The sequence below is a fragment of the Streptomyces sp. NPDC041713 genome (assembly GCF_055591085.1).
On sequence record NZ_JBVIZY010000002.1, the window covers coordinates 463,815 to 488,705 of the forward strand.

22 protein-coding genes are annotated in these 24,891 nt (G+C 72.3%); 7 read left to right on the forward strand and 15 right to left on the reverse strand.

Annotated elements, in window-relative coordinates; all coding sequences use genetic code 11:
- Positions 1-3 precede the first annotated feature (3 nt).
- A complete protein-coding gene (locus tag ACZ6CV_RS06925) occupies positions 4-1,002 on the forward strand; it encodes a chitinase (RefSeq protein WP_469249914.1) in 999 nt (332 codons plus the stop codon).
- Positions 1,003-1,091: 89 nt separating this feature from the next.
- Here the strand turns inward: ACZ6CV_RS06925 and ACZ6CV_RS06930 are convergent, their stop codons facing one another.
- Positions 1,092-2,462, reverse strand: a complete 1,371-nt coding sequence (locus tag ACZ6CV_RS06930) for an Nramp family divalent metal transporter (protein WP_469249915.1) — start codon at positions 2,460-2,462, stop codon at positions 1,092-1,094.
- Positions 2,463-2,592: 130 nt separating this feature from the next.
- Between ACZ6CV_RS06930 and ACZ6CV_RS06935 the strand changes: the two genes are divergently transcribed.
- Entirely contained in the window at positions 2,593-4,566 is a 1,974-nt protein-coding gene (locus tag ACZ6CV_RS06935; RefSeq protein WP_469249916.1) for a caspase family protein, read from the forward strand.
- Here the strand turns inward: ACZ6CV_RS06935 and ACZ6CV_RS06940 are convergent.
- From ACZ6CV_RS06940 to ACZ6CV_RS06970, 7 genes are all read right to left on the reverse strand, one after another.
- Positions 4,545-5,198, reverse strand: coding sequence for an RES family NAD+ phosphorylase (locus ACZ6CV_RS06940; protein WP_362364081.1), 654 nt, complete (start codon positions 5,196-5,198; stop codon positions 4,545-4,547). The genes ACZ6CV_RS06935 and ACZ6CV_RS06940 overlap by 22 nt on opposite strands.
- 2 nt (positions 5,199-5,200) lie before the next feature.
- The gene (locus ACZ6CV_RS06945; RefSeq protein WP_362364078.1) at positions 5,201-5,872 is read right to left on the reverse strand and encodes a hypothetical protein; all 672 of its coding nucleotides are present in this window, start codon (positions 5,870-5,872) and stop codon (positions 5,201-5,203) included.
- A complete protein-coding gene (locus ACZ6CV_RS06950) occupies positions 5,869-6,975 on the reverse strand; it encodes a macro domain-containing protein (RefSeq protein ID WP_469249917.1) in 1,107 nt (368 codons plus the stop codon). Before ACZ6CV_RS06950 ends, ACZ6CV_RS06945 begins: the two co-directional genes overlap by 4 nt.
- Positions 6,976-7,122: 147 nt before the next feature.
- A complete protein-coding gene (locus tag ACZ6CV_RS06955; RefSeq protein WP_469249918.1) occupies positions 7,123-8,610 on the reverse strand; it encodes a GntP family permease in 1,488 nt (495 codons plus the stop codon).
- 156 nt (positions 8,611-8,766) lie between these two features.
- The gene (locus ACZ6CV_RS06960) at positions 8,767-9,177 is read right to left on the reverse strand and encodes a RidA family protein (RefSeq protein ID WP_469249919.1); all 411 of its coding nucleotides are present in this window, start codon (positions 9,175-9,177) and stop codon (positions 8,767-8,769) included.
- 5 nt (positions 9,178-9,182) lie between these two features.
- Entirely contained in the window at positions 9,183-9,959 is a 777-nt protein-coding gene (locus tag ACZ6CV_RS06965) for an IclR family transcriptional regulator (RefSeq protein ID WP_362364068.1), read from the reverse strand.
- The gene (locus tag ACZ6CV_RS06970) at positions 9,956-11,002 is read right to left on the reverse strand and encodes a sugar kinase (protein WP_469250296.1); all 1,047 of its coding nucleotides are present in this window, start codon (positions 11,000-11,002) and stop codon (positions 9,956-9,958) included. Before ACZ6CV_RS06970 ends, ACZ6CV_RS06965 begins: the two co-directional genes overlap by 4 nt.
- Before the next feature lie 176 nt (positions 11,003-11,178).
- Here ACZ6CV_RS06970 and ACZ6CV_RS06975 point away from each other — a divergent pair, with 176 nt between their 5' ends.
- Together ACZ6CV_RS06975 and ACZ6CV_RS06980 are read left to right on the forward strand one after the other, a co-directional pair.
- Positions 11,179-12,486 (forward strand): alanine racemase, encoded by a 1,308-nt coding sequence (locus ACZ6CV_RS06975; protein WP_469249920.1) that lies wholly within the window; start codon positions 11,179-11,181, stop codon positions 12,484-12,486.
- 472 nt (positions 12,487-12,958) lie between these two features.
- The gene (locus ACZ6CV_RS06980) at positions 12,959-14,572 is read left to right on the forward strand and encodes an N-acyl-D-amino-acid deacylase family protein (RefSeq protein ID WP_469249921.1); all 1,614 of its coding nucleotides are present in this window, start codon (positions 12,959-12,961) and stop codon (positions 14,570-14,572) included.
- Positions 14,573-14,608: 36 nt separating this feature from the next.
- Here ACZ6CV_RS06980 and ACZ6CV_RS06985 read toward each other — a convergent pair whose 3' ends face one another.
- From ACZ6CV_RS06985 to ACZ6CV_RS07005, 5 genes are all read right to left on the reverse strand, one after another.
- A complete protein-coding gene (locus ACZ6CV_RS06985) occupies positions 14,609-15,478 on the reverse strand; it encodes a S1 family peptidase (RefSeq protein ID WP_469249922.1) in 870 nt (289 codons plus the stop codon).
- Positions 15,479-15,631: 153 nt separating this feature from the next.
- The gene (locus ACZ6CV_RS06990; RefSeq protein ID WP_469249923.1) at positions 15,632-16,759 is read right to left on the reverse strand and encodes a hypothetical protein; all 1,128 of its coding nucleotides are present in this window, start codon (positions 16,757-16,759) and stop codon (positions 15,632-15,634) included.
- Between the two features lie 157 nt (positions 16,760-16,916).
- Entirely contained in the window at positions 16,917-18,335 is a 1,419-nt protein-coding gene (locus ACZ6CV_RS06995) for a DEAD/DEAH box helicase (protein WP_469249924.1), read from the reverse strand.
- 236 nt (positions 18,336-18,571) lie between these two features.
- Entirely contained in the window at positions 18,572-18,775 is a 204-nt protein-coding gene (locus ACZ6CV_RS07000; RefSeq protein WP_030788646.1) for a cold-shock protein, read from the reverse strand.
- A 316-nt stretch (positions 18,776-19,091) separates the two neighbouring features.
- On the reverse strand, positions 19,092-19,370 hold the full coding sequence (locus tag ACZ6CV_RS07005) for a MerR family transcriptional regulator (protein ID WP_358710311.1): 279 nt from the start codon (positions 19,368-19,370) through the stop codon (positions 19,092-19,094).
- A gap of 233 nt (positions 19,371-19,603) precedes the next feature.
- Between ACZ6CV_RS07005 and ACZ6CV_RS07010 the strand changes: the two genes are divergently transcribed.
- Complete coding sequence (locus tag ACZ6CV_RS07010; protein ID WP_362364047.1) at positions 19,604-20,029, forward strand: Hsp20/alpha crystallin family protein; 426 nt, start codon at positions 19,604-19,606, stop codon at positions 20,027-20,029.
- 130 nt (positions 20,030-20,159) lie between these two features.
- Here ACZ6CV_RS07010 and ACZ6CV_RS07015 read toward each other — a convergent pair whose 3' ends face one another.
- Complete coding sequence (locus ACZ6CV_RS07015; protein ID WP_469249925.1) at positions 20,160-21,011, reverse strand: trypsin-like serine peptidase; 852 nt, start codon at positions 21,009-21,011, stop codon at positions 20,160-20,162.
- Between the two features lie 215 nt (positions 21,012-21,226).
- On the opposite strand from ACZ6CV_RS07015, the gene ACZ6CV_RS07020 reads away from it, so the two are divergent.
- Both ACZ6CV_RS07020 and ACZ6CV_RS07025 read left to right on the forward strand, forming a co-directional pair.
- Complete coding sequence (locus tag ACZ6CV_RS07020) at positions 21,227-22,438, forward strand: pyridoxal phosphate-dependent aminotransferase (protein WP_469249926.1); 1,212 nt, start codon at positions 21,227-21,229, stop codon at positions 22,436-22,438.
- Between the two features lie 93 nt (positions 22,439-22,531).
- Positions 22,532-22,942 carry an SCO4983 family protein gene (locus tag ACZ6CV_RS07025; protein ID WP_469249927.1) on the forward strand — a complete coding sequence of 137 codons (411 nt, stop codon included), beginning with the start codon at positions 22,532-22,534 and terminating at the stop codon, positions 22,940-22,942.
- Positions 22,943-23,054: 112 nt separating this feature from the next.
- On the opposite strand, the gene ACZ6CV_RS07030 is transcribed toward ACZ6CV_RS07025, so the two are convergent.
- Positions 23,055-24,776, reverse strand: a complete 1,722-nt coding sequence (locus ACZ6CV_RS07030; protein WP_469250297.1) for an Ig-like domain repeat protein — start codon at positions 24,774-24,776, stop codon at positions 23,055-23,057.
- Positions 24,777-24,891: the final 115 nt, after the last annotated feature.

Here is a 24,891-nt window from a genome sequence, read left to right on the forward strand (position 1 = left end):
GCAGTGGTCCGTACACGCAGCAAGACGGGAGCCGCCGTCGGCGCCCTCGCCGCCCTGGCCCTCGCCCTCACCGGCCTCTTCACCGGCGCCGCCGCCCCGGCGGACGCCGCGCCCCTCGCCGTGCCCGAACACGCGGTGACCGGGTACTGGCAGAACTTCGACAACGGCGCCCAGGTGCAGAAGCTGGCCGACGTGCAGGACGCGTACGACATCGTCGCCGTGGCCTTCGCCGACGCGACCAGCACACCGGGGCAGGTCACCTTCAACCTCGACTCGGCCGGTCTCGGCGGCTACACCGTCGACCAGTTCAAGGCCGACATCAAGGCGAAGCAGGCGGCCGGCAAGTCCGTGATCATCTCGGTCGGCGGTGAGAAGGGCGCGGTGGCGGTCGACTCGGCGGCCTCCGCCACGGCCTTCGCCGACTCCGTGTACGGCCTCATGCAGGAGTACGGCTTCGACGGCGTCGACATCGACCTGGAGAACGGCCTCAACTCCACGTACATGTCCCAGGCCCTGAAGTCGCTCGCGAGCAAGGCCGGTTCGGGTTTCGTCCTCACCATGGCGCCGCAGACCATCGACATGCAGTCGCCGTCGAACGAGTACTTCAAGACCGCGCTCGCCGTGAAGGACATCCTGACGGTGGTCAACATGCAGTACTACAACAGCGGTTCGATGCTCGGCTGCGACGGCAAGGTCTACAGCCAGGGCACGGTCGACTTCCTCACCGGGCTCGCCTGCATCCAGCTGGAGAACGGACTCGCGCCCTCGCAGGTCGGCATCGGCGTCCCGGCCTCCTCGCGGGCGGCGGGCGGCGGCTATGTCGCGCCGGAGGTCGTCAACGACGCCCTGGACTGCCTGGCCGAGGGCACGGGCTGCGGCTCCTTCAAGCCGTCCAAGACGTACCCCGGCATACGGGGTGCGATGGCCTGGTCGACCAACTGGGACGCGACGGCGGGCAACGCGTGGTCCTCCTCGGTGGGCGCACACGTCCACGGCATGTAGGCCCCACCCGTACGACACCTCGTACGTCATCCCGTACGTCACCGGAAAAGGCCGCAGCGCCGCCGCTCCCCCGGCGGCGCTGCCGTGTCTCACCAGGGCAGGTCGCGCACCTGCTGCACGCAGAGGACGAGGAAGAGCAGCCCCGCGCCCGCGAGCATGACGTTGGAGACGATGCCGTTGCGCCACTGCGCGGGCGTGCGCGAGGAGTTGAGCAGCCAGAGCAGCGTGAGGGCGAGGAACGGCATGAAGAACGCGCCGAGCACGCCGTACGCGATGACGAGGCCGAACGGCTCGTCCAGGAAGAGCAGGCCCATCGGCGGGAAGGTCAGCCAGAGCAGATACGCCCGGAACGGCAGGGACTTCTCGCGCTTGCCGGCCGCGACCTCCTCGACCATGCCGCCCTCGACCACGCCTGCTTTGACCATGCCGCCCTCGGCCGCCGTACCGGACCCGGCCGCCTCGACCGCCCCGCCGTCGCGCTCGCGCCGCAGCCGCTCCACGAAGTCCGCGAACATCAGGCTCACGCCGTGCCAGACACCCATCAGGGCGCCGAAGGACGTGGCGAAGAAGCCGAACAGGAAGAGCTTCGCGGTGACCACGCCGAACTTGTCCTCCAGGACGTCGCCGAGGTCGATGAGGCCCCGGTCGCCGGAGGTGAGGGCGATGTTCGTGGAGTGCAGGAGCTCGGCGCCGATGATCATCATGGCGACGACGAAGACGCCGGTCGTGATGTAGGCGACGCGGTTGTCCAGGCGCATCACCTTGAGCCAGGTGATGTCGGTCCAGCCCTTGGAGTTCACCCAGTACCCGTACGCGGCCATGGTGATGGTGCCGCCGACGCCGCCGATCAGGCCGAGGGTGTAGAGCAGCGAGCCGTCCGGCAGGACCGGGGCGAGGCCGGCGAGGGCGTTGCCGAGGTCGGGGGCGACGCGGATGGCGACGTACACGACGATCAGGAACTTCATGCCGATGACGATCGTCATGGCCTTCTCGAACACGGCGTACCGGTTGAACCAGACGAAGGCGAGCCCCAGCAGCCCGCAGATGACCGCCCACGTCTTCAGACCCGGCCCGTCCGGGAAGAGCGCGACCAGCGGCAGAGCGCTGGACGACATGGCCGTGGCGCCGTACACGAAGCCCCAGATGACCACGTAGACCGCGAAGTAGTAGGTGGTCCACCGCCCCAGGGTGCGCCAGCCCTCGAAGAGGGTGCGCCCGGTGGCCAGGTGCCAGCGTCCGGTCGCCTCGGCGAGCGAGATCTTCACCAGACAGCCGATGATCGCGGCCCACAGCAAGGTGTAGCCGAACTTGCTGCCCGCGATGAGCGTCGCCACCAGGTCGCCCGCGCCGACGCCGGTGGCCGCGACGACGATGCCGGGGCCCACGTACTTCCAGCTCGCCTTGCGCAGCGGGGGTCCCGCTTCGCCGGCGGCGGTGCCACTGCCTGTCGTTTCAGCCATGCCGATCAAGAAAGCGCATCGCCGCGCTCGGCACAAGGGGTGGGTGCCTCCCGAACGCCGCCGGAACACGCCCAGTTGACGACCCGCGGATCGCGACCGGGCGGCCGGCGGCGCTGTCAGACTCTCTGGCATGGGGACGATCTACGCGCTCATGGTCGGCATCAACGACTACCCGCGCCGGACGGCGACGCCGCTCACCGGCTGCGTCAACGACATCACCGCGGCCCGCCGACTGCTCGCCGACCGCACGGGCGGCGCGGCGCGGATCCGGGTGCTGCTGGACGCCGAGGCGACCGTGGCCGCCGTCGTCGACGCCGTCGAGCGGCATCTGGGCTCGGCGGGCCCCGACGACACGGCGCTGCTCTGGTTCTCCGGGCACGGCACCGAGTGGCGGGCGACCGGCGCGGACCTGCTGATCGAGGCCACCGGCCGCAACCAGGCCCTGGTCTGCGCGGACGGCCCGCTGCCCGACAAGCGGCTCGGCGCCCTGCTCGCCTCGGTCGCCGCGCGGGGCCCGCACACCGCGGCCGTCCTGGACTGCTGCTACTCCGGGGGCGCGACCCGCGACGCGGAGCTCACCGCCCGCTGGACGCCGCCGGCCGCCGAGTGGCCGCTCACCGCGCCCACGACCGCGCGGGACCTGCCCGTCCCCGAGGGCGCCCCGCGCCCTGTGCTCCTCGCCGCCTGCCGGCTCGACCAGCTCTCCTACGAGGGGGAGTTCGGGGGCCGCAGGCACGGCGCGTTCACGCACGCGCTGCTCGGCGTCGTACGGGAGGCGGGGCCCGACACCACGTACCGGGAGCTGCTCGCCGCGGCCGACGCCCGGCTGCAGCGCAACGGAGGCGGTCAGCAGCCGGTGCTGTATCCGGCGGACGCCGGTGGCGTGGCGGACCTGCCGTTCCTGGGCGGTGCCGTGGCGGGGGCGCCCGGCCCGCATCTGCTGCGGTACGGCGTGGACGGCTGGGAGGTGGACTGCGGCAGCGGGCACGGGCTGCGGGAGGGCGCCGGGGCCTTCGGCACGGAGTTCACGGTGCTCGCGCCCGGCACGGACACCCTGCCCGAGGGCACCGTCGTCCGCGCCCGCGCCGTGCACGGCCACCGCACGCTCGTCGACCTCACCGACGGCACGCCGTCGACCGGCCGGGCCTACCCGGTGACGCTCTCCGCGCTCGCCTCGGCCCCGGCGACGGTGACCCTCACCGTGCCCGAAGCATCCGAAGTGCCCGAAGGGCCCCAGGCGCCCGAACGGCTCGCCGCGGTAGGCGAGTTGCACGACGTCCTGGCCACCGCCTCCCCCCTGGTACGGGTGGTGGCCACCCCGCAAGAGGCGGCGGACCTGCACTTCCGGGTCGTGGTGCGCGGCGCGTCGGCGCAGGTGCTGCGGCGGGACGGCAGCCCGTTCGTCGCGCCGCTGCCGCTGGCCGGGACCGGCGACGCCCGGCGCGTCGCCGACTGCCTGGCCCATCTGGCGCGCTGGCACCAGCTGCGCGACCTCACCGCACGCCCCTCGCCCCTGGACGGCCTGGTCCGCGTGGAGATCACGCCCTGGGACGCGCCGGACGACGGGCCGCTCCTGCCGAACGGCAGCGGCGAGATCACCTGCCCCTACACGCCGGGGCCCGAAGGACCGCGCCCGCCCTGGGTCTCCGTCCGGCTGCACAACCGCTCCCCCAGCCGCTCGCTGTGGTGCCTCCTGCTCGACCTGACCGACAGCTACGCCGCCGACCCGGCGCTGTACCCGGGCCACTTCATCGCGCCCGGCGGCACCGGCCACGCCCTGGACGGTGAGCCGGTGCGCCTCTCGCTGCCGCCGGGCCGTCCCGCCGTGCCGGGGGCCGAGGTGCGGGACTGGCTCAAGCTCGTGGTGGCCGAGTCGGAGCTCAACACGCTGCCGTTCCACCTGCCGGCGTGGGGCGCGCACTCCACGGCGTCCCGCTTCGGTCCGCCGGACGGCGACGACGGGGTGCTGCGGATCCGGCCGCACACGACACGGGACTTCGGCCGGGCCGGCGCGGGGTCACCGGGGCGGTGGACGGCGCGCACGATCGCGGTGCGGACGGTGGTCCCCGGCCGGGAGCGGGATCAGGGCGCGAGCCGCGCGTAGTACGGCTCCAGGACCGAGCTGAGCCACCGGTCGCCGTCCTCGGTGCCGAAGTCGACCGGCGCCTCGTCGACCGTCTCGACCGCGCCCCGCGGACACCGGTCGCCGAACAGCAGCACCGTACGGTCCTCCGGCTCGCGCTTGGAGCGCCACACGAAGCCCTGCGCCCACGGGTCGGTGTGGTCGCGGATCCAGTGCGCCCAGTCGCGCGTGTACGCGTAGTCGATCGCCTCGGCCTGCACCAACCAGGTGTCCTGGTGGACACCGGCCAGGTCCTGCGCGGTCATCAGCGACACGACGGTCACGTCGGCGGTGAGCCGCAACGTGGTCAGCCGCCGCCCGCGCACGCTCACCCGCGGCACCAGGCGCGGGCCGCCCGCCGGGTCGAACGGCAGCGACCGCAGCAGCGTCTCGCAGACCGCGGCCACCGGGCTCAGTCCCGCGTAGAGATAGCCGTACGGGTCGCAGCCCGTGCCGTCGAAGCGCCCGCCGCCGTAGAGGCAGTGCGCGGGGTTGGGGTTGAAGGCGGTGGCGTCCCGCCGTGCGGAGTGCACGCGGTACAGGACGGTGCCCCGGGCCAGCGTGGTCTTGGCGGGGGTGGCGCTCAGCCGGTCGGGCGGCCGGTAGTTCGGCACGGCTACTCACCCTCCATCAGGAACCGTGCGGTGTCGGCGAGTTGGCGGTCGCGGCCGGTGCCGAGCAGCCGGGCGGGGCGGGTGCCGAGCCAGGCGTTGTCGGACAGCCACCAGTCCGCGGCGCCCCACGGGTCGCGGTCGGCCTCCAGCAGGGTGTTGACCTCCAGGACGATCAGCCAGGGCATCGCGTCCTCGGAGAACTGAAAGCGCGGCAGCCGCGGCAGGCCGCCCGCGCCGGGCAGCCTGATCAGCTCGGGCGCGAACGGGTTGCCGCCGTGCCGCAGCACCGCGTCGGCGTCCAGCGCGGGCGCGGCGAGCAGCCGTTCGCGGACCGGCCCGAGCACCGGGCCGACCATGCGGTGCCCGTCGATGAGCAGCACGGCGAGGTCCTCCACGCGAAAGCCCTGGTAGCCGACGCCGCCACCGGTGGCCGCGTCCGTCCCGGCGTCGGCGGTGAGCCGCGCCTCGCCCGCCGCGCCGAACTCCTCGGGCAGCCGCTCCCGCAGCAGCCAGGCCGCCCGGTCGGCCGCGTCCCGGCGCACGGACTCGTCCTCGCCCCGGCCGCGCACGACACCGAGGAGCGCGGCGAGCCGGTCGCGCAGCGGCTGGTCGAGCCGGTCGGCGATGTTGTCCCAGAACGCGGCGGCGGCCGCGAGCACGGCGTACGGATTCATGGCGTCCCCCGGTCGGCGAGCCCGGCGAGCAGCCTCTCGACGAGGTCGGCCCGCGCGTGGCGGCGTACGACGAAGTGGATGTCCCAGTCGGCGCCCCGGGCGAGCTCCGCCTCCACCGCCGCCCACAGCGCGCCGAAGCTCTCCAGCGGGGGCAGGCCGCCCCGGCCCGCGCCGAGCAGCGGAAGGCAGACCGAGGTGAGCGGCGGATCGCTCGTCCGGGACTCCTCGGCGAGCAGCGCGAAGACGCGGGCCACGCCGCGGGTGACGTCGGCGGCCTGCACGTCGTAGTCGTTGGTCTCGGGCCGGGGCATGGCGACGGCCACGTGGTAGATCCGCCGCAGGCCCTGCTCGGCGAGGGCGCCGGCGGAGGTGGCGACGACCGTGCCCGGAAGGGCCGCCCGGCCCGGTGTCCCGTGCCGGGCGACCCATCCCCGTAGCTCGTCGTGGACCTGGTCCTCGACGACTCCCCCCGTGGGGTCCTTGTGGGCGCCCGCCCGGCGCAGGGTCGCCGAGATCGACGACTTGTAGGGGGCGGGCAGCGCGAAGTACGTGTTGGTCGGCGAGACGACGACGTCGATGTCGCGCAGCAGGTCCACCGAGTGGACGTGCACGGTGACGGGGACGGTGCGGCCGTGCAGGGCGAGGCGGAGCCCGCGGTGGGCGGCGGGAAGTCCGGCCGCTCCGGGACCGGGCTCCCCCGCGGCCCCGGGCGGCCGGACGGCTATGCCGACGACCTGCTCGGCGATCTGTCCGAGCACCATCAGCTCGTGGTGCTTGCGGAAGCGTTCGACGCTGACCCCGTACACCTGGGCGGCGCGCCGGCGGCGGTCGGCGGGCGGCCAGTCGCGGGTGCCCTGGGCCAGGCCGAGGGTGTACTCGGCGGCGGTCTGCAGGCTGCCGCCGCCGATCCCGAAGACGGCGGTGCGCAGCAGCCGTTCGACGGCCGTGCCGGGTAACTCGCCCTCGGAGTTGGACAGTTGCGCGGCGATGCGGCTCAGCTCGGGCGTGTCGATCTCCCGCAGCCTGACGACGCCGGCTCGCCGCACCTTCCTCACCTCCGCGAGTACTGTCCCGTGGTCGGGCGGGCGCGGAGCTGCTGACATGGCGGAAAGGATCGCACCGGGCCCGCAGCACCACAAGCCCGATCGGGCCTGCCCGCACCCTCCATTGCACACCACGGGCCGGTCGAACTCGGGTCGCCCGCAGGGCAGTTACCGGTCGCCGCGACGACCGCTGCGGCCCACGGGCCGCTACACGAAGAGGCTGACCACGCCCGCCACGGCGAACCCGGCCACCGAGAGGACCGACTCCAGCACCGTCCACGTCTTGAGCGTGTCCCGCTCGCTGATGCCGAAGTACTTGGCCACCATCCAGAAGCCGCCGTCGTTGACGTGCGAGGCGAAGATGGAGCCCGCCGAGATGGCCATGATGACCAGGGCGGTGAAGGCCTGCGAGTAGTCGCCCTCGGAGAGCAGCGGGGCGACGATGCCCGCCGTGGTGACGATGGCGACCGTCGCCGAGCCCTGGGCGACGCGCAGGATCAGCGAGAGCAGGTAGGCGAGGACGATGATGGGCAGGCCCACGTCCTGGAAGGTGTCCGAGATGGCGCCGGCCACGCCGCTCCCCTTGAGGACCGCGCCGAAGATGCCGCCCGCGCCGACCACCAGGAGGATGTTGCCGACCGGCTTGAGGGAGGCGGTCGAGACGGTCTCCAGGGACTTGCGGGACCAGCCGCGCCGGATGCCCAGCAGGTAGTACGCCATGAGCAGCGCGATCGTCAGGGCGACGAAGGGGCTGCCGAAGAACTCGATGACGCTGCGGAACGTCGAGGGGTCGAAGGCGATCGACGAGAAGGTCGCCAGCAGGATCAGGACCAGCGGCGTGCCGATGATGGTGAAGACCGTGCCCAGCGACACCGGCTTCTCCCGCGGCGCCACACCGGCCGCGCTCTGCTCGGCGAGGACCGCGGCCCGCGCCTCCTCGGCGGCCTCGACCATGTCCTGCGGCACGGGTACGAAGATGCGCTTGCCGATCCACGCCGCGTACACCCAGGCGGCGAGGACCGCGGGGATGCCGCAGACGATGCCCATCAGGATGATCCAGCCGAGGTCCACCTTCAGCAGACCGGCGGCGGCGACCGGGCCGGGGTGCGGCGGCAGGAAGGCGTGGGTCATGGAGAGACCCGCGAGCAGCGGGAGGCAGTAGAGGAGGATCGACTTGCCGCTGCGCTTGGCGGCGGCGTACACGATCGGCGCGAGGACGAAGATGCCGACGTCGAAGAAGACGGGGACGCCGAAGATCAGACCCGTCAGGCCCATCGCGAGGGGCGCGCGCTTCTCGCCGAAGAGGCCGAGGAGGCGGGAGGCGAGGACCTCGGCGCCGCCGGAGACCTCCAGGATCGCGCCGAGCATCGTGCCGAGGCCGATGATGATCGCCACATGGCCGAGGATGCCGCCCATGCCGGACTCGATGACCGAGACGGCGTCGGACTTCTGGACGGTGCCGAAGAGTTCGGTGACGGAGAGGCCGGCCGCGAGGCCGACGGCTATGGAGACCGCGAGGAGCGCCACGAAGGGCTGCAGCCTGACCTTGATGATCAGGAAGAGCAGCAGCAGGATGCCGAGCGCGGCGACGGTCAGCAGGCCGGGTGTGCCGTCGATCAGGGCGAGCAGGCCGCCGGTGTGCGGTGGCGTCTCGGCGGGGGCGGCCGCGAGCACGGCGGTGTGGAACGGGGACATCGTTGACCTCGTAAGTGCATGGGGAGGGGGTCTGGGGGTCTCCCCCAGAAGACACAGCCGGGGCAGGGGGGATCGCGGCACGGCGCCTCCTGCGGGGAAGGCGCCGCGCCGTGACGACGAACGGCTTGCGGGGGTGGGATCAGGGGACGGGCGGCGTCAGCTGAGGACGGCGAGCGCGTCGATCTCGATGAGCAGGCCCTTGGGCAGGCCCACGTAGACGGTGGTGCGGGCGGAGGCGGGGGCCTTGAGGCCCTGCTCCTCGAAGTACGCGTTGTAGATCTCGTTCATCTCCGCGAAGTGGTCCACGTCCGTGAGGTAGACGCGCATCATCATCACGTCGTCCCAGCTCGCGCCGCCCTCTTCGAGGATCGCCTTGACGTTGGCGAAGGTCTGCAGGGTCTGCTCGCGCAGGGTCGGGCCCGCGGGGGTGGGAGCCTTGCCCTCCTCGGCGGGGAGGAAGCCGACCTGACCGGCGACCTGAAGGATGTTGCCCTTCTTCACGCCGTGGGAGAACTTCGCGGGCGGGGTGGTGTGGGTGGCCGGGGTGAGTGCGATCTTCTCGGTCATGCTGTTCAGGCTTCCTTCAGAGGGGCGGTTTTCGTCTCCGGAGCGGCTCCGGAGTACTCCCGGCTGATGGCGTCCGCGGTACGGCGGACCAGCGGGAGCAGGGTGAGGAGTTCCTCGGCGGTGACGACGACGTTCGGTGCGGACACCGACATGGCGGCGACGACGCGCCCGTCCGCACCGCGGATGGGGGCCCCGATGCAGTTGATGGACTCCTCGTGGCCACCGAGGTCGGTGGCCCAGCCCTGTTCGCGCACCTTCTCCAGCTCGCGCAGGAACGCGGCGGCGTTGGGCGTCGAACGGGACGTGTAGGTGGGGTAGTCGAGCTTCTCCGCGATGGCGCGGCGCTCGGCCTCCGGGAAGTCGGAGAGCAGCAGCTTGGCGACGGCGGCGACGGTGATCGCCACCGGCTTGCCGATACGGGAGTACATCCGCACCGGGTAGCGGCTCTCGACCTTGTCGATGTAGAGGACCTCCTGCTCCTCGTAGACGGCGAGGTGGACCGTGTGGCCGCACTTCTCGTTGAGGGCGAGGAGGTGGGGGTGGGCGATCTCGCGGACGTCGAGGCTCTCGACGGCCTGCTGGGCGAGGGCGAAGAGGCGGGCGCCGAGCCGGTAGCGCTGGTCGGACTGGCGGAAGACCAGGCCGTGTTCGTGGAGGGTGCGCAGGAGCCGCAGGGCCGTGGACTTGTGCACGTCGAGGCGGTCGGCGACCTGGCCGAGGTCGGCGGGGCCCTCGGCGAGCAGCGGCAGGATGGAGAGCGCTCGGTCGACGGTCTGGCTCATGGGGTACGTACCTCCTCCTCGGCCTCGGTGTCCTCCGGGACGTGGTCCGTCCAGCCGGGGCCGAGACGAAGTGTCCCCCAGGCGGCGTCGTCCAGGGCGGCGAGGCGGTCGGCGTGCGTGCGGGCGGGGGGCGTGGCGAGGTCGCCGGGGACGGTGAGCGCGGCGGCGGCCATGAGGTGGCCGTGGCGCAGGCACCGGTCGGCGGGCAGGCCGCGCAGGGTGGCGGAGAGGAATCCGGCGGCGAAGGCGTCGCCGGCGCCGACGGGCGCGACGACGTCGACGCGCAGGGCGGCCCGGAAGACGGGGGCCTCGCCGTGCCGGTGGACGGTGGCGCCGCGGCTGCCCTGCTTCACCACGAGGGTGGCGGGCTCGGGCAGGGCGGCGCGGATCGCGTCGGGCCCGCCGGTGACGCCCCAGGCGGCCGCGGCCTCGTCCTCGCCGACGAAGACGAGGTCGGCGCCGCGGGCGAGGTCGAGCAGGACGCCGGGGCCGTCCGCCGCGTCCTTCCACAGTCCGGGGCGGTGGTTGACGTCGAAGGAGACGAGCGGGGCGCGGTCCGGACGCCGGGTGCAGAGGTGGCGTACGAGGGCGAGGCAGTTGGCGGAGAGGGCGGGGGTGATGCCGGACAGGTGCAGGATGCGTCCTGCGGCGAGGGCGTCCTCGTCCACCGAGGACGGGGACATGGCGGAGGCGGCGGAGCCCGCGCGGTAGTAGACGACCTCGTGGGTGTCGGTGTCGCGGTCGTCGGCGGTGCGGAAGTAGATGCCGGTGGGGCGGTGCGGGTCGCGGCCGACGGCGGAGGTGTCCACTCCGTAGCCGCCGATCGTCTCGATCAGGTGGTCGCCGAAGCCGTCGGCGCCGACGCGGCTGACCCAGCGGGCGGTGTGCCCGGCGGCGGCCAGGGCGCAGGCGACGTTGGACTCGGCGCCGCCGATCCCGCGGTCGAAGGAGGGCACGTCGGCGAGGCGGCCGGGCCGCGTGGGCAGGAAGGTGACCATGGACTCGCCGAGTGCCACGACGTCCACCACTGCCTCTGCGGCCATCTGCGCGGCTGCCTGTGCGGCTGCCGCTGCGGCTGCCTGTGCGGTCACGATCTTCCAGCCCCTCAACCGACTCTCCGGATCCGTTGACCCGGCGTTGGCTCGGATGTTAGACAGCAGTAAGCGACATACGCAATGACTGTTGCACATGATGCAACGCACTCCTGGAGGAGGCGCCCATGGCCGCCGACAACGCCGTCGAACGTCCCGCCGATTCAGCCGCCGAACGGCTGGCCGGACTCGCTCAGGAGCGGGTCGACCACCGCTTCAAGGGCCTGCCGCCGGACGCCGAGGGGCTGACGGTGGGCGAGCTCGCGGCGCAGCGGCGCAACCTCTTTACCGGCGGCTTCACCACCCCGGTCCTCGCACTCTCCGCCGAGCGCCTGGAGCACAACCTCGCCCTCATGGAGACGTACGCCGAGCGGCACGGCCTGGCCTTCGCGCCGCACGGCAAGACGTCGATGGCCCCGCAGCTCTTCGCCCGCCAGCTGGAGCGCGGCGCCTGGGGCATCACCCTCGCCGTCCCCCACCAGGTGCGCGTGGCACGGCAGTTCGGCGTGCAGCGGATCTTCCTCGCCAACGAACTGGTCGACGCGGCGGCGCTGCGCTGGCTCGCGGCCGAGCTGGGCGCCGACCCCTCCTTCCGCTTCATCTGTTACGTGGACTCGGTACGCGGCGTCGAGCTGATGCACGCCGCCCTGAGCGCGGCGGGCGCGAGCCGCCCCGTGGACGTGGTCGTGGAGCTGGCCGCGGGCGACGGCGCGCGCACCGGTGTGCGGACCGAGGCGGAGTGCTTCGAGATCGCCCACGCCGTCGCGGCCGCGGACACCCTGCGCCTTGTGGGCGTCGCCGGGTACGAGGGGGAGGTGCCGCAGGCGTCGACGGAGACGGTGACGGCGTGGCTGCGCGGGCTGGTCGCGCTGGTCGGCGAGTTCGACGCGGCGGGGCTCTTCGCGGACCTGCCGGAGATCGTGGTCAGCGCGGGCGGCAGCGCGTGGTTCGACGCGGTGGCGTCGGTCTTCGCGGAAGTCGGCGAACTCTCGCGCCCGGTACTGAAGTTGCTGCGCTCCGGTGCGTACGTGTCGCACGACGACGGCCACTACAAGCATCTGACGCCGTTCAACCGGGTGCCGCAGGAGGGCGCGCTGGAGCCCGCGTTCCGGCTGTGGGCCCAGGTGGTGTCGCGGCCCTCCGCCGAGCAGGCGTTCACCAACGCGGGCAAGCGGGACGCGGCGTACGACCTCGACCTGCCCGAGGCGCAGGTCGTACGGCGGGGCGGGGCGGAGTGGCCGGCGGCCGGGGTCACGGTCACCGGTCTCTCCGACCAGCACGGGTGGCTCACGACGTCGCCGGAGGCGGAACTCGCCGTGGGCGACTGGCTGGGGATGGGGCTCTCGCATCCGTGCACGGCCTTCGACAAGTGGGAGTTGATTCCGGTGGTGGAGGGGGATGGGGTGGTCGTGGACTTCATCCGAACGTATTTCTGACCCCTGGGTCTTGGGCGGATCTCGGGGCCGCCGCTGCGCGGCGGGGGCGTCCGCTTCATCACCGGTGGTCCGTCAGCCGACCCGCCGTGGGGGCAGCCCCGTCCCGCCGCTCCGCGGCGGAGCCATCCCACCCACCCGCCCGTTCACCCCGCAACGCAGGGCGGACGTAGGAGCTCCCAACCATCCGTCACCTGTTGGCTGAACCGCCGTCGGTGTCAGCCCCATACCGCCGCTCCGCGGCGGAGCCATCCCCACCCGCCCGCCCGTTTGCCCCGCGACGCAGCGCGGGAGTGGGAGCACCACCCCCCACCCCCCCTACCGTTCGCCGCCAACGGCGGTCCCCTCCCACCAAGGCCACCCGCACCCGGCCACGAGAGCCGCACGGGTGGTGCGGGTGGGAACACTCAACCCCGGCCGGAGGCCGGGTGCACCCCACACAGCCCGCACTGAAAGACAAGAGACGAGGCACCTCATGGACCTGGTGATCCGCGACGCACGCGTCATAGACGGCACCGGAGGTGCCTCCTACCGCGCCGACGTCGCCGTACACGAAGGCAGGATCACGGAGATCCACCCGGAGGGCACCGCCCGCCCCCGCCCCACCGGCATGGCCACCCTCGACGCCGAAGGCCTCGCCCTGGCGCCCGGGTTCATCGACATGCACGCCCACAGCGACCTCGCCCTGCTGAGGGACCCCGAGCACACCGCGAAGGCGGCCCAGGGCGTCACCCTGGAGGTCATCGGCCAGGACGGCCTCAGCTACGCCCCCGTGGACGACCGCACGCTCGCCCAGGTCCGCCAGGCCATCACAGGATGGAACGGCGACGGCAGCGACATCGACTTCTCGTGGCGCACCGTCGGCGGCTACCTCGACGCCCTGGACACCGCCCACGGCGGCCACGGCATCGCCGTGAACGCCGCCTACCTCATCCCCCAGGGCACCGTCCGCATGTACGCGCTCGGCTGGGACGACCGGCCGGCCGGCCCCGCCGAGCTGGACCGGATGAAGCAGCTCGTCGCGGAGGGGATGCGGGAGGGCGCCGTCGGCATGTCGTCGGGGCTCACGTACACGCCCGGCATGTACGCCGACGACTCCGAACTCACCGAGCTCTGCAAGGTCGTGGCCGGGTTCAACGGCTACTACTGCCCCCACCACCGCAGTTACGGCGCCGGCGCGCTCCAGGCGTACGAGGAGATGGTGGACCTCACCCGGATCGCGAACTGCCCCCTCCACCTCGCGCACGCCACCATGAACTTCGGCGTGAACAAGGGCAAGGCGCCGGACCTCCTCGCCCTCCTCGACGACGCCCTGGCCGGCGGCGCCGACATCACCCTGGACACGTACCCGTACACCCCCGGCTGCACCACGCTCGTGGCGATGCTGCCGAGCTGGGCCAGCGAGGGCGGCCCGGACGCCATCCTCGCCCGGCTGCAGGACGACGCGACCGCCGAGAAGATCCGCCACCACATGGAGGTCATCGGCGCCGACGGGTGCCACGGCGTGCCCATCGAGTGGGACACCATCGAGATCTCCGGCGTGAGCGACCCCGGGCTCGCCTCCTGCGTCGGCAAGACGATCGCGCAGTCCGCCGCCCAGCGCGGCGAGGAACCGTGGATCACCGCGCGCCGGCTGCTCATCAACGACAAGCTGGGCTCGACGATCCTGCAGCACGTCGGGCACGAGGAGAACGTCCAGGCGATCATGCGCCACCGCGTGCACACCGGTGGCAGCGACGGCATCCTGCAGGGCTTCAAGCCGCACCCGCGCGCGTACGGCACGTTCCCGCAGTATCTCGGGCGCTACGCACGGGAGTTGGGCGTCATGTCGCTGGAGGAGACGGTCGCCCACCTCACCTCGCGCCCCGCCGCCCGCCTGCGCCTGCCCGACCGGGGCCTGGTCCGCGAGGGCTACCGCGCCGACCTGGTCCTCTTCGACCCGGAAACGGTCGCGGCGGGCTCCACGTTCGAGGCGCCCCGCACCCTGCCCACCGGCATCCCGCACGTCCTGATCGACGGCAGGTTCGTGATGCGGGATGGCCGGCGCACGGACGTCCTGGCAGGCCGCTCCGTACGCCGCACCCCCTGAGCAGGGGGCCCGCCGCTACTCGCCGCTACTCCCCCACTACCTCTGAACGGCGGCCGGCCGAGGCAGCCTGCATCCCTTGCGGTCCAGGTCGATCGCGCTCTTCTTGCCGACGCACGGCACGATCCCGTACGTCTCCTGCGCGTAGTTGATGCCCTTGCGCACGGTCACCCGGCCCTTCCGGTCGACCTCACAGGGGTTGTTGAGGGTGCAGCGCTCGCCGTCCTCGTTGCCCGTGTTGTTGATCGCGGTGACCTTGCCGTTCTTGTGGTCGATCACCGGGGATCCGGACGTGCCGCCGATCGTCTGGCACGCGGGGGTGTAGCGGACCGAGTCCTTCCAGGTCCACTCGCCCTCCTTGATGCGGTGGACGAACCCGTCGATGGTGCAGCTGTACGTCTTCTTCCAGTAGCCGGAGACGACGGTGATCGCCCGGCCCTTCACCGGGTGGTCGTCCGCCAGCTCCAGCGGCTTGATCCCGTACTTCTTGGTGATGTCGCGGTAGCTGGTGGTCAGCCGGTAGATCGTGATGTCGGTGTCGGTCATCGTCGCGTACGACACCTTGGACGCCTTGAGCGTGGCGACCTCGTTCGCCTTCGCGTCGAGCAGCTTGAAGGTACGGGTGGACGGCTGGTCGACGATCACCTCGCCGGCCGCGGGGAAACCGGACTCTATGCAGTGACCGTTGGTGAGGACGAGCGCCGGATCACCGGGCTTGGAGTGCGGCGTGCGGACGACGGAGCCGGAGCAGTTGCTGAGCGCCACCGTCCCCGCGAAGTCGACCGCCTCGGCCCGGCCGTGCGAGGGCCGGTCCTGCCCGGTCCGGTCGGTGGAGCCCGCGAACGCGGGTACCGCCCCGGCCCCGGCCAGCGCGAGGGCGAGCACACCGCCCGCGACCGCTCTGCTCATCTGTCCCATCTGTGGAGCCCCCCTTGTGACGTACGCCGGTCGTGCGGATGTCAGGGGCATTCTTGGCGGACGCCGCACGGACGGACAAGGGGTCGGGGCCCTTGCCCTTTCACCGGCGACGAGTCGGAGTCCTGCGGGTCCGCCCGCTCAGTGCTACGAGCGCGTGGCCGTCGCGCAGTCGTCGTCCGCGCCCGCCCCGCCGCCACCCGCGTCGACCGGCTTGCTGCGGTCGTACGGGTCGAGCCGGTGCTCCGCGTCGGTGGGCCCGTCACGGTCCCTGCCGAAGGGCGGCACGAAGTAACCGGTCGGGGCGGAGCAACCGCCGTTGGTCATGTCCAGCTTGTACGAGACGAGGGACATCGTGCCCGGTTCGGTGGCGATCTTGGACGGGTCGTCCCAGCTCATCACCACCTTGCGGCGCGCGATCGTCCGGACGACCTCGTCGCTCCGTCCGCCGCCGGCCGCCGGGGTGACCGGGTAGACGAACGTGACGTCCGCCGTCACCTCGACCGCGCCGCTCTCGCCCTCCCGGTACGTGAGCCGGCCGCGCGTCTTGACCACGTCGCCGACCAGCCGGGCCTGCTCCGGCCGGAAGCGGCTGAACAGCAGCAACGGGTCGGTCTTGGGTGTGGGCTTCGCCGAGGACAGGGCGCTGCGCAGATAGGCCCGGACGCCCTTCTGATGCGGATTCAGCAGCGCGATCGCCTTGGTGGGGCGCTCGCCGCGCAGGACGCGCGGGTCGAGCTCCGCGGCCACCAGGAAGTCCCGGCTCCGCCGCAGCGCCCGCTCCACCTGGGCCGCGTCCATCCATCCGGTCGCCTCGGCGCGCGGCACCGTGATCCCCGCCGCCCCGTCCGCCCAGCGGGCCGCGGGCGAGCCCCGGAACGGCTCGGCCCGGGTCGGGCGCCGGGCCGGACCGTCGTCGGGCGCCCCGCTCGGCCGCTCGGACTCGGCGGCCAGCGGAGTGTCGTCCTGCCCGCCGCCGAACCAGTCGGCGACCCGGTGCGGGAAGAGCGCCACGCCCAGCAGGGCGACGGCGACCACGAGACCGGTCGCGTACCGGCCCGTCCTGCGCCGGGGCCGCGCCGGTGTGTACGTACGCCATCCCTCCGGTTGCCCGGAGCCTTGCGCCGCGGACCGCTTCGAAGCCGGCCGCTTCGGCGCCGACCGCTTCGCCTCCGGCCGCCGCACCGCACGTTCGCGCGCCGACGGCTCGACCGGCGCCCCGGCCGCGCCGTTCACCGAGTCACGGAGGAACCGCTCCCACTCCTCGTCGGACACGGACGACCCGTCCGCACCCCCACCGCTTCCACCACTCCCACCCACGCCGCACTCCCCTGCCACGCTCAGCCGTTCGAAGCCGCCCGCATGATCGCACGAGCGGGCCGGGGGCCCCGCGGCCCGGTCAGGCCGCGTGTCGGTCAGGCCGCGGCGTCGGTCAGGCCGCGGTGTCGGTCCGGGTCCGGGCGGCGTAGGCGCGGCGCGCGCGGCCGTCGCGGGGGCGGCGGCCGCCGGACGAGGCGCTGCGGCGGGGGCTCTCCTTCGGCGGCGCCGGGATGGTCACCGGGATGCCCGACGGCGCCTTGGCGCCGGTGATGCGCGTCAACTCCGCCTCGCCCGAGCGGACTTGGGCGGTGTGCGGCCGGATGCCCGCGGCGGCCATCAGCCGGTTCATGTCGCGCCGCTGCGCCGAGGTGACCAGGGTGACGACGCTGCCCGAGCCGCCGGCCCGCGCGGTGCGGCCGCCGCGGTGCAGGTAGTCCTTGTGGTCGGCGGGCGGGTCGACGTTGACGACGAGGTCGAGGTCGTCGACGTGGATGCCGCGCGCCGCGACGTTCGTGGCGACGAGCGCGGTGACCTGGCCGGACTTGAACTGGGCGAGCGTACGGGTGCGTTGGGGCTGGGACTTGCCGCCGTGCAGCGCCGCCGCGCGCACCCCGCTGTTCAGCAGGTGCGTGGTGAGCCGGTCGACCGCGTGCTTGGTGTCGAGGAAGAGGAGCACACGGCCGTCGCGGGCGGCGATCTCCGTGGTGGCGGCGTACTTGTCGGCCCCGTGGATGTGCAGCACGTGGTGCTCCATCGTGGTGACCGCGCCCGCCGAGGGGTCGACCGAGTGGACGACGGGGTCGCTGAGGTAGCGGCGGACCAGCAGGTCGACGTTGCGGTCGAGGGTGGCCGAGAACAGCATTCGCTGCCCGTCCGGGCGCACCTGGTCGAGGAGCTCGGTGACCTGCGGCAGGAAACCCATGTCGGCCATCTGGTCGGCCTCGTCGAGGACGGTGATCGCGACCCGGTCCAGGTGGCAGTCGCGGCGCTCGATGAGGTCCTTGAGCCGGCCCGGCGTCGCGACGACGACCTCGGCGCCGGAGCGCAGCGCGCCGGCCTGCCGTCCGATCGACATGCCGCCGACGACGGTGGCCATGCGCAGCCGCTGCGCCCTGGCGTACGGGGTGAGCGCGTCCGTCACCTGCTGGGCGAGCTCGCGGGTGGGCACCAGGATCAGGGCGAGCGGGCGGCGCGGTTCGGCGCGCTGTCCCGCGGTGCGGGCGAGCACCGCGAGGCCGAAGGCGAGGGTCTTGCCGGAACCGGTGCGACCGCGGCCCAGGACGTCCCGGCCCGCGAGGGAGTTGGGCAGCGTGGCCGCCTGGATCGGGAAGGGGGCGGTGACGCCGAGCCCGGTGAGGGTCGTGAGCACCCCGTCGGGCAGGCCGAGCGCGGCGAAGTCCTCGACGGGCGGGAGGGCCGGGGTGACGGTGACCGGCAGCGCGAACTCTCCCTGGAGCGGCGCGGGGCGGCGGCCCGCGCTCTGGGGGCGTCGGCCGTTCGTGCGCGTGGGGCGGTGAGCAGAGCGGTTCATGGAGAACCTTCCTCGATGCGGCGCGTATCGAGGAATTCTGGGCGGCACCGACCGGTGCCGAGAATCGCAGGAACGGCCGGGGAAAAATGAATCACATTCCCGGCTGCGGCGGAATTATTCCACGGCGGGCCGGTGAAAAGCGGGGAAACCCGAAATGTCTCCCCGGAAAACACAACGGGCTGGGGCCCGCACCCAAGGTGCGGGCCCCAGCCACGAAGTACGCGTGAGCGTCAGCGTCAGGCGGGAACGATGTTCTCGGCCTGCGGGCCCTTCTGGCCCTGCGTGACGTCGAAGGTCACCTTCTGGCCCTCCTGCAGCTCACGGAAGCCCTGGGTGGCGATGTTCGAGTAGTGAGCGAAGACGTCGGCGCCGCCGCCCTCCTGCTCGATGAAGCCGAAGCCCTTTTCCGCGTTGAACCACTTCACGGTGCCAGTAGCCATGTCATATCTCCTTCGGGGCAGTGCCCGGGAGCCCGCACTGTGCGCACTCCGCGTCGCCGCGATGATTACCCCGTCCGGAAATGACCGGCAATACAAAGTGCCCCCGTCGGCACCTAACGCCGGCTGGAGCACTTGAAGTCTCTGGGAACCACAACTGCAACTGAAATCGACAGTAGCACGGCACCGGCTTCGGCGCGCGGCTTTGCAAATCGCGTCGTCGGCGGGCGGATATCCGCCGCACTCTTCACGCGAAATTCTGCATTTGCCGCCGCAGATATGCGCAGGCGCGGGGCGCAGCGTTTCGCGTACGGCGCCCTCAGGACGACGACGGCTCGTCCGGCTCCGCGTCCTGGCGCAGTCCCTCGTTGAGGCGGAGCGCCTCTTCGAGCTGGTCCTCCAGGATGACGATGCGGCAGGCCGCGTCGACGGGCGTGCCCTGGTCGACGAGTTCGCGGGCGCGGGCCGCGATGCGCAGCTGGTAGCGGGAGTAGCGGCGGTGGCCGCCCTCGGAGCGGAGCGGGGCGATGAGCCGGGCCTCGCCGACCGCGCGGAGGAACGCCGGCGTGGCACCGATCAGCTCGGCGGCCCGGCCCATCGTGTAGGCGGGATAGTCGTCGTCGTCGAGCCGGTCGGGGCTGTGCGAGGAGGTCACCGGTGGAACGCTACCAACCGGCGTACGCGCATGTCTGCCTCGGCCACGACAGGTATCGCCGGTCGGCGGGCCCCGTCCCGCCAGCCTTGAGTCGGGGCTTGTCAATTTTCTGTCGGCGAGCTATATACATAAAGCGTAGGGCATCGCACCCAACACCTGACGAGAGGAGCCCCGTGATGCTCATGCGTACCGACCCGTTCCGCGAGTTCGACCGCCTCACCCAGCAGGTCTTCGGATCCGGACGGCCTTCGGGGATGCAGATGGACGCGTACCGCGCCGGCGACGACCTCGTGGTCCACTTCGACCTGCCGGGCGTCGACCCCGAGTCGATCGACCTGGACGTCGAGCGGAACATCCTGAGCGTGAAGGCCGAGCGCCGCTCCCCCGCCCCCGAGAACGTCGAGATGGTCGTGGCCGAGCGCCCCGTCGGCACCTTCACCCGCCAGCTCTTCCTCGGCGACACCCTCGACACCGAGCGGATCGACGCGTCGTACGACTCCGGCGTCCTGACCCTGCGCATCCCGGTCGCCGAACAGGCCAAGCCGCGCAAGATCCGGATCAGCGGCGGCGACGGCGGCGGCCCGCGGCAGATCAGCGGCTGACGCGGCCGGCCGCCGGCCCCCAGGCGGGCCGGCACGGAGAACGGGCCGGGACCGGCGCCGACGGGCGCCGCTCCCGGCCCGAGCCGAGCGGGGGCCACCGGGCCCCCGCCGACGATCTCAGCCGACCGTGTTACTTGACCCCGGACGGCTTGGGCAGCTCACAGCCCGCGCGGCTCAGGTCGATCTTGTTGCCCGCGCCGACGCACGGCACGATCCCGTAGGTCTGCTGCGCGTAGTTGATGCCTTCGCGGACCGTGACCTTGCCGTTCTCGTCCACCTCGCACGGGTTGTTGTCCGTGCACTCCTCGCCGCTCTCGTTGCCGGTGTTGTTGACGGCGACGACCTTGCCGGTCTCGTCGTCGATCACCGGCGAGCCCGAGGTGCCGCCGATCGTCTTGCAGTCGGGGGTGTAGCGGACCGAGTCCTTCCAGGTCCAGTTCCCCTCCTTCAGGCGGTAGGCGAAGCCGTCGACGCTGCACTTGTACAGCTTCTTCCAGTAGCCGGAGGCGACGGTGATCGCGCGCCCCTGCTCGGGCCGCGCCGCGTTCAGCTCCAGCGCCTTGATCCCGTACTTGCTCTCGATGTCGCTGTAGGTGCTGGTGAGTTGGTACAGCGAGACGTCGGTGTCGGTCATCGTGCCGTACGCGACCTTGCTCGCCTTGACCTTGCCGAGGTCGCCGCCGGACGCGTCGAGCAGCGTGAAGCTGCGCGAGGACGGCTGGTCGACGACGACTTCACCCGGGCCGGGGAAGCCGCTCTCCAGGCAGTGCCCGTTGGACAGGACGAGCGCGGGGTCGCCGGGCTGCGAGTCGGGCACGCGGACGACGGAGCCGGAACAGTTGCTGAGCGCCACCGTTCCGGCGAAGTCGACGGCCTTGACCCGCGGTTTCGCGGGCCGTTCGTCGCTGACGGCCGTGGCCGGCGCCGCTGCCGCCCCGAGGAGCAGGGCGGCGAAGCACACACCGACGAGAGGCTTGTTCATGTGGGGGGTCCCCTCTGGTGACCATGTGGCCGAAGTTTCTTCGGCTTTGTCATGCGCATTGTTGAGGCCCCCGGGCCCGGAGGACAAGACCGCGAACGGACACAACTGACCGCTGACAGAACACTGCCCCCCGGCCGCCCACCGCTCCCCCACCGTTCCCCCTTGTGTCCGAAAACACGGAGCGGCCCGCACGACCCGGCCGTAAGCTCGCGGACATGCAGGTCATCCAGTCGACGAAGCTCTCCAACGTCTGTTACGAGATCCGGGGCCCGGTGCTCGAGGAGGCGATGCGGCTGGAGGCGGCCGGACACCGCATCCTCAAGCTCAACACCGGCAACCCCGCCGCCTTCGGCTTCGAGTGCCCGCCCGAGATCCTGGAGGACATCCTCCGCAACGTCGGCGACGCCCACGGCTACGGCGACGCGAAGGGCCTCCTGGCCGCCCGCCGCGCGGTCGTCATGCACAACCAGACCCTCGGCATCGAGACCGACGTCGAGCACGTCTTCATCGGCAACGGCGTCTCCGAGCTCATCGTGATGGCCATGCAGGGTCTGCTCGACGACGGCGACGAGGTCCTCGTACCGGCGCCGGACTATCCGCTGTGGACCGCGGCCGTCTCGCTGTCCGGCGGCACCGCCGTGCACTACCGCTGCGACGAGCAGGCCGACTGGATGCCGGACCTCGCCGACATCGAGCGCAAGGTCACCGACCGCACCAAGGCGCTCGTGATCATCAACCCGAACAACCCGACCGGCGCCGTCTACAGCGACGACATGCTCCGCGGGCTCACGGACATCGCACGCCGCCACAACCTGCTGGTCTGTTCGGACGAGATCTACGACAAGATCCTTTACGACGGCGCGACGCACACGCCGACCGCCGCCATCGCCCCCGACCTGCTGACCCTCACCTTCAACGGCATGTCGAAGGCGTACCGGGTGGCGGGCTACCGGGTCGGCTGGATGGCGATCTCGGGCCCGAAGGCGCACGCCTCCTCGTACATCGAGGGCCTGACGATCCTCGCCAACATGCGCCTGTGCGCGAACATGCCGGGCCAGCACGGGGTGGTCGCCGCGCTGAGCGGACGCCAGACGATCAATGACCTGGTCCTGCCGGGCGGGCGGCTCCTGGAACAGCGCGACACCGCGTACGACCTGCTGACCCAGATCCCCGGGGTGAGCTGTGTGAAGCCGAAGGGGTCGCTGTACCTCTTCCCGCGGCTCGACCCGAAGGTCTTCAAGATCAAGGACGACCGGCAGATGGTCCTCGACCTGCTGCGCGCCGAGAAGATCATGGTGGTGCACGGCACGGGGTTCAACTGGCCGGAACCGGACCACTTCCGGGTCGTGACGCTGCCGACCGCGACGGACCTGGCGGAGGCGGTCACCCGGATCGGGAACTTCCTGGACGGCTACAGCCAGCCGTGACGGCACACCGCCCGCCCGCGGATTGACCTCGGCTCAACTTTAGACAGGATCTAAGCTAGGATGGCTTTCAAGCAACCGTCTGGAGGCCATCCCATGTACGAGCCGATCCGCACCAAGTCGGTCCACACGGTGGCCGACGACGCGGGCTTCCCGCACCGCTCCCGCGAGGAGGAGCTGGACATCCAGCTCGCCGGGCACCTCGCCGCGCTCCTCGCCGTCACCGACGAGCTGCGCGCGCTCGCCCCCTGCGCCGACCTCGACACCGCGGCCGAGCGGCTCGCGCTCCAGGTCGCGCGGCTGCGCGGCGGCGTACCCCCGGTGCGCTCGGCCGTCGCATCGGCCATCCACGAACCGCACTCCGCGGCCCTGCACCAGCGCGCCCACGCCCTCGCGGGCCGCGCCCTGGTCGTGGCGGCCTCCCGCGCCGACACCGCGGCGGCGATCCTGGCCGCCGAGCGCATGGACGCCCACGCGGACGCCACGCGCCTGGTCGGCGCCCCCTGATCGGCCCCGGTCCGCGGCCGGGGAGGCCACGGACCGGGTGCCACCCACCAAGGGTGTCGGCACTGAGGCGCCTGGTGCCTGTGCCTGTCGCCCGGCGCCTGCCACCTGCCGCCTAAGCGGTGATCTTCACCGTGGCCCGGGCGGACGCGCCCTCGTGCAGGGCGTCACCCTCGTAATCGACCGCGTACACCGTCTTGCCCTTCTTGCCGGGCAGGTCCTTGACGCGGAACGTGCCGTCGGCCGCGACCCGCGCCGCCGTCAGCTCACCCGTGGTGCCGAGCTTGTCGGTGCGCGTCACCCGCAGTTCGATCCCGGACGGCAGCGCCCGCCCCTGGCCCGTGAGCTTTCCGGTGATCTCGACGCCGCCCGCGCGGGTCGCCTCGGCGGGCGCGGTCAGCTCGATCGCCGTCGGGGCCTTGGCCACGTCCACCGTGACCGTGACGTCGTCGGCGGGCCGGTGCGTCACGTCGCCGAGGAAGCGCAGCGTGTACGTCGTCTCGCCCAGCCGGTCCGGCACGTCGAGCACGGTGAAGGTGCCGTCGGCCGCGACCTTGGCGTTTGCCACCTCCTCGGTGCCGTCTGCGTCCTTGCGGACCGCGGCGACCTTCACGGGCTCCGCCGGGGCGGGACCGTCCAGCTCCAGCCGGCCGCGGATCCCGAGGGGTTCACCGACGACGGGCTTGGTGGGCGTGGTGGTGAGGGTGCCGGTGAACCGGGAGTCGTACTGGGCGGCCGGCGGCTTGATGACGTGCAGCCAGTGGCCGTAGCCGTAGGCGTCCGTGGTCACCGCGAAGAGGCGCGAGCCGTCCTTGGCCCAGCCGAGGCCCTGCGGCACGACCCGCGTCCCGTCGAGCTCGCTCTCGAAGGCGAACTCCAGCGGCTTGTTGCCGTCCGCCGGGTCGGCGGGCTGGATCAGCAGGTCGGACACGCTGCCGGAGGCGTCCGCACCGCGCGCCACGTATCTGCCGTCGCCGCTGAAGGCCACCGCCGAGGCCCGCGCCCCGGCCGGCAGCGGCTGGTAGCCGGCCGGCGCGTCCGCCAGATCGGAGGCGTCGAGCAGCCGGGTGCCGTACGCCGCGTCGGCGACCGCGATCCGCTTGCCGTCGGCACTCTGGGCGATGTCCTTCAGGTCGAGCGCACCCTTGCCCTCGGCGTCGGCGAACCGCCGCTGGGGACCCCGCACCAGGTTGGCGCCGCTCGCGTCGAACGTGGCGAGGAAGGCGTCGGCCGCGCTGTTCGTGCCCGCCTGCCCCACCACGAGCCGGTCGGGCGCCCCGGGCCCGGACTCCAGCTTCAGCCGTCCCTTGCTGTCCCAGCCGGTGCTGACCGAGGCGGTGCCGTTGACCCCGTACAGCAGAGCGCTGTTGTCGGGCCGGTCGCAGTAGGAGCTGCCGGTGTACGGGGTCTCCGTGAACCATGTCTTGCCGCCCGCGACGGCCACCTCGCGGCCGCAGGTGACGTTGTAGGGCGTCGCCGCCGCGCCGGTCCTGGCCTGCGTCTCGGTGTCGAACGTCAGGATGCGGTCGGACTGCGAGACGTGCAGGGTCGCGCCGTCCGCGCTGAGCGCCATGCCGGAGGCCGGCTGGTCGGTGGCGAGCGAACCGACGCGCTGGCCCTGGAAGTTGTAGACGAGCACGGCGCTCGCCCCGCTGCCGCCCTTGTTTCCGTCGGTGACGTAGACCCGCTCGTGCGCGTCGTCGACCACCATCGCCCCGAACGAGTGGATCGGCAGCTTCGCCACCTCGTCGGAGGGAGTGGCGGCGTACGCGGCGGGTGCGGTGACGGCGGCCAGCCCGGCCGACCCCAGGGTCACCGCCAGCGCGGCGCCCGTCACACGTCTCAATCGCTGAGTCTTCCTCAACTGTGCCCCCCACAGGCTCATTTGGCGGCCCTGACGATCAGCGGCCCCCGTGCGGGGTCATTGAAACATGTGAGAAGAGTGTGAAGGC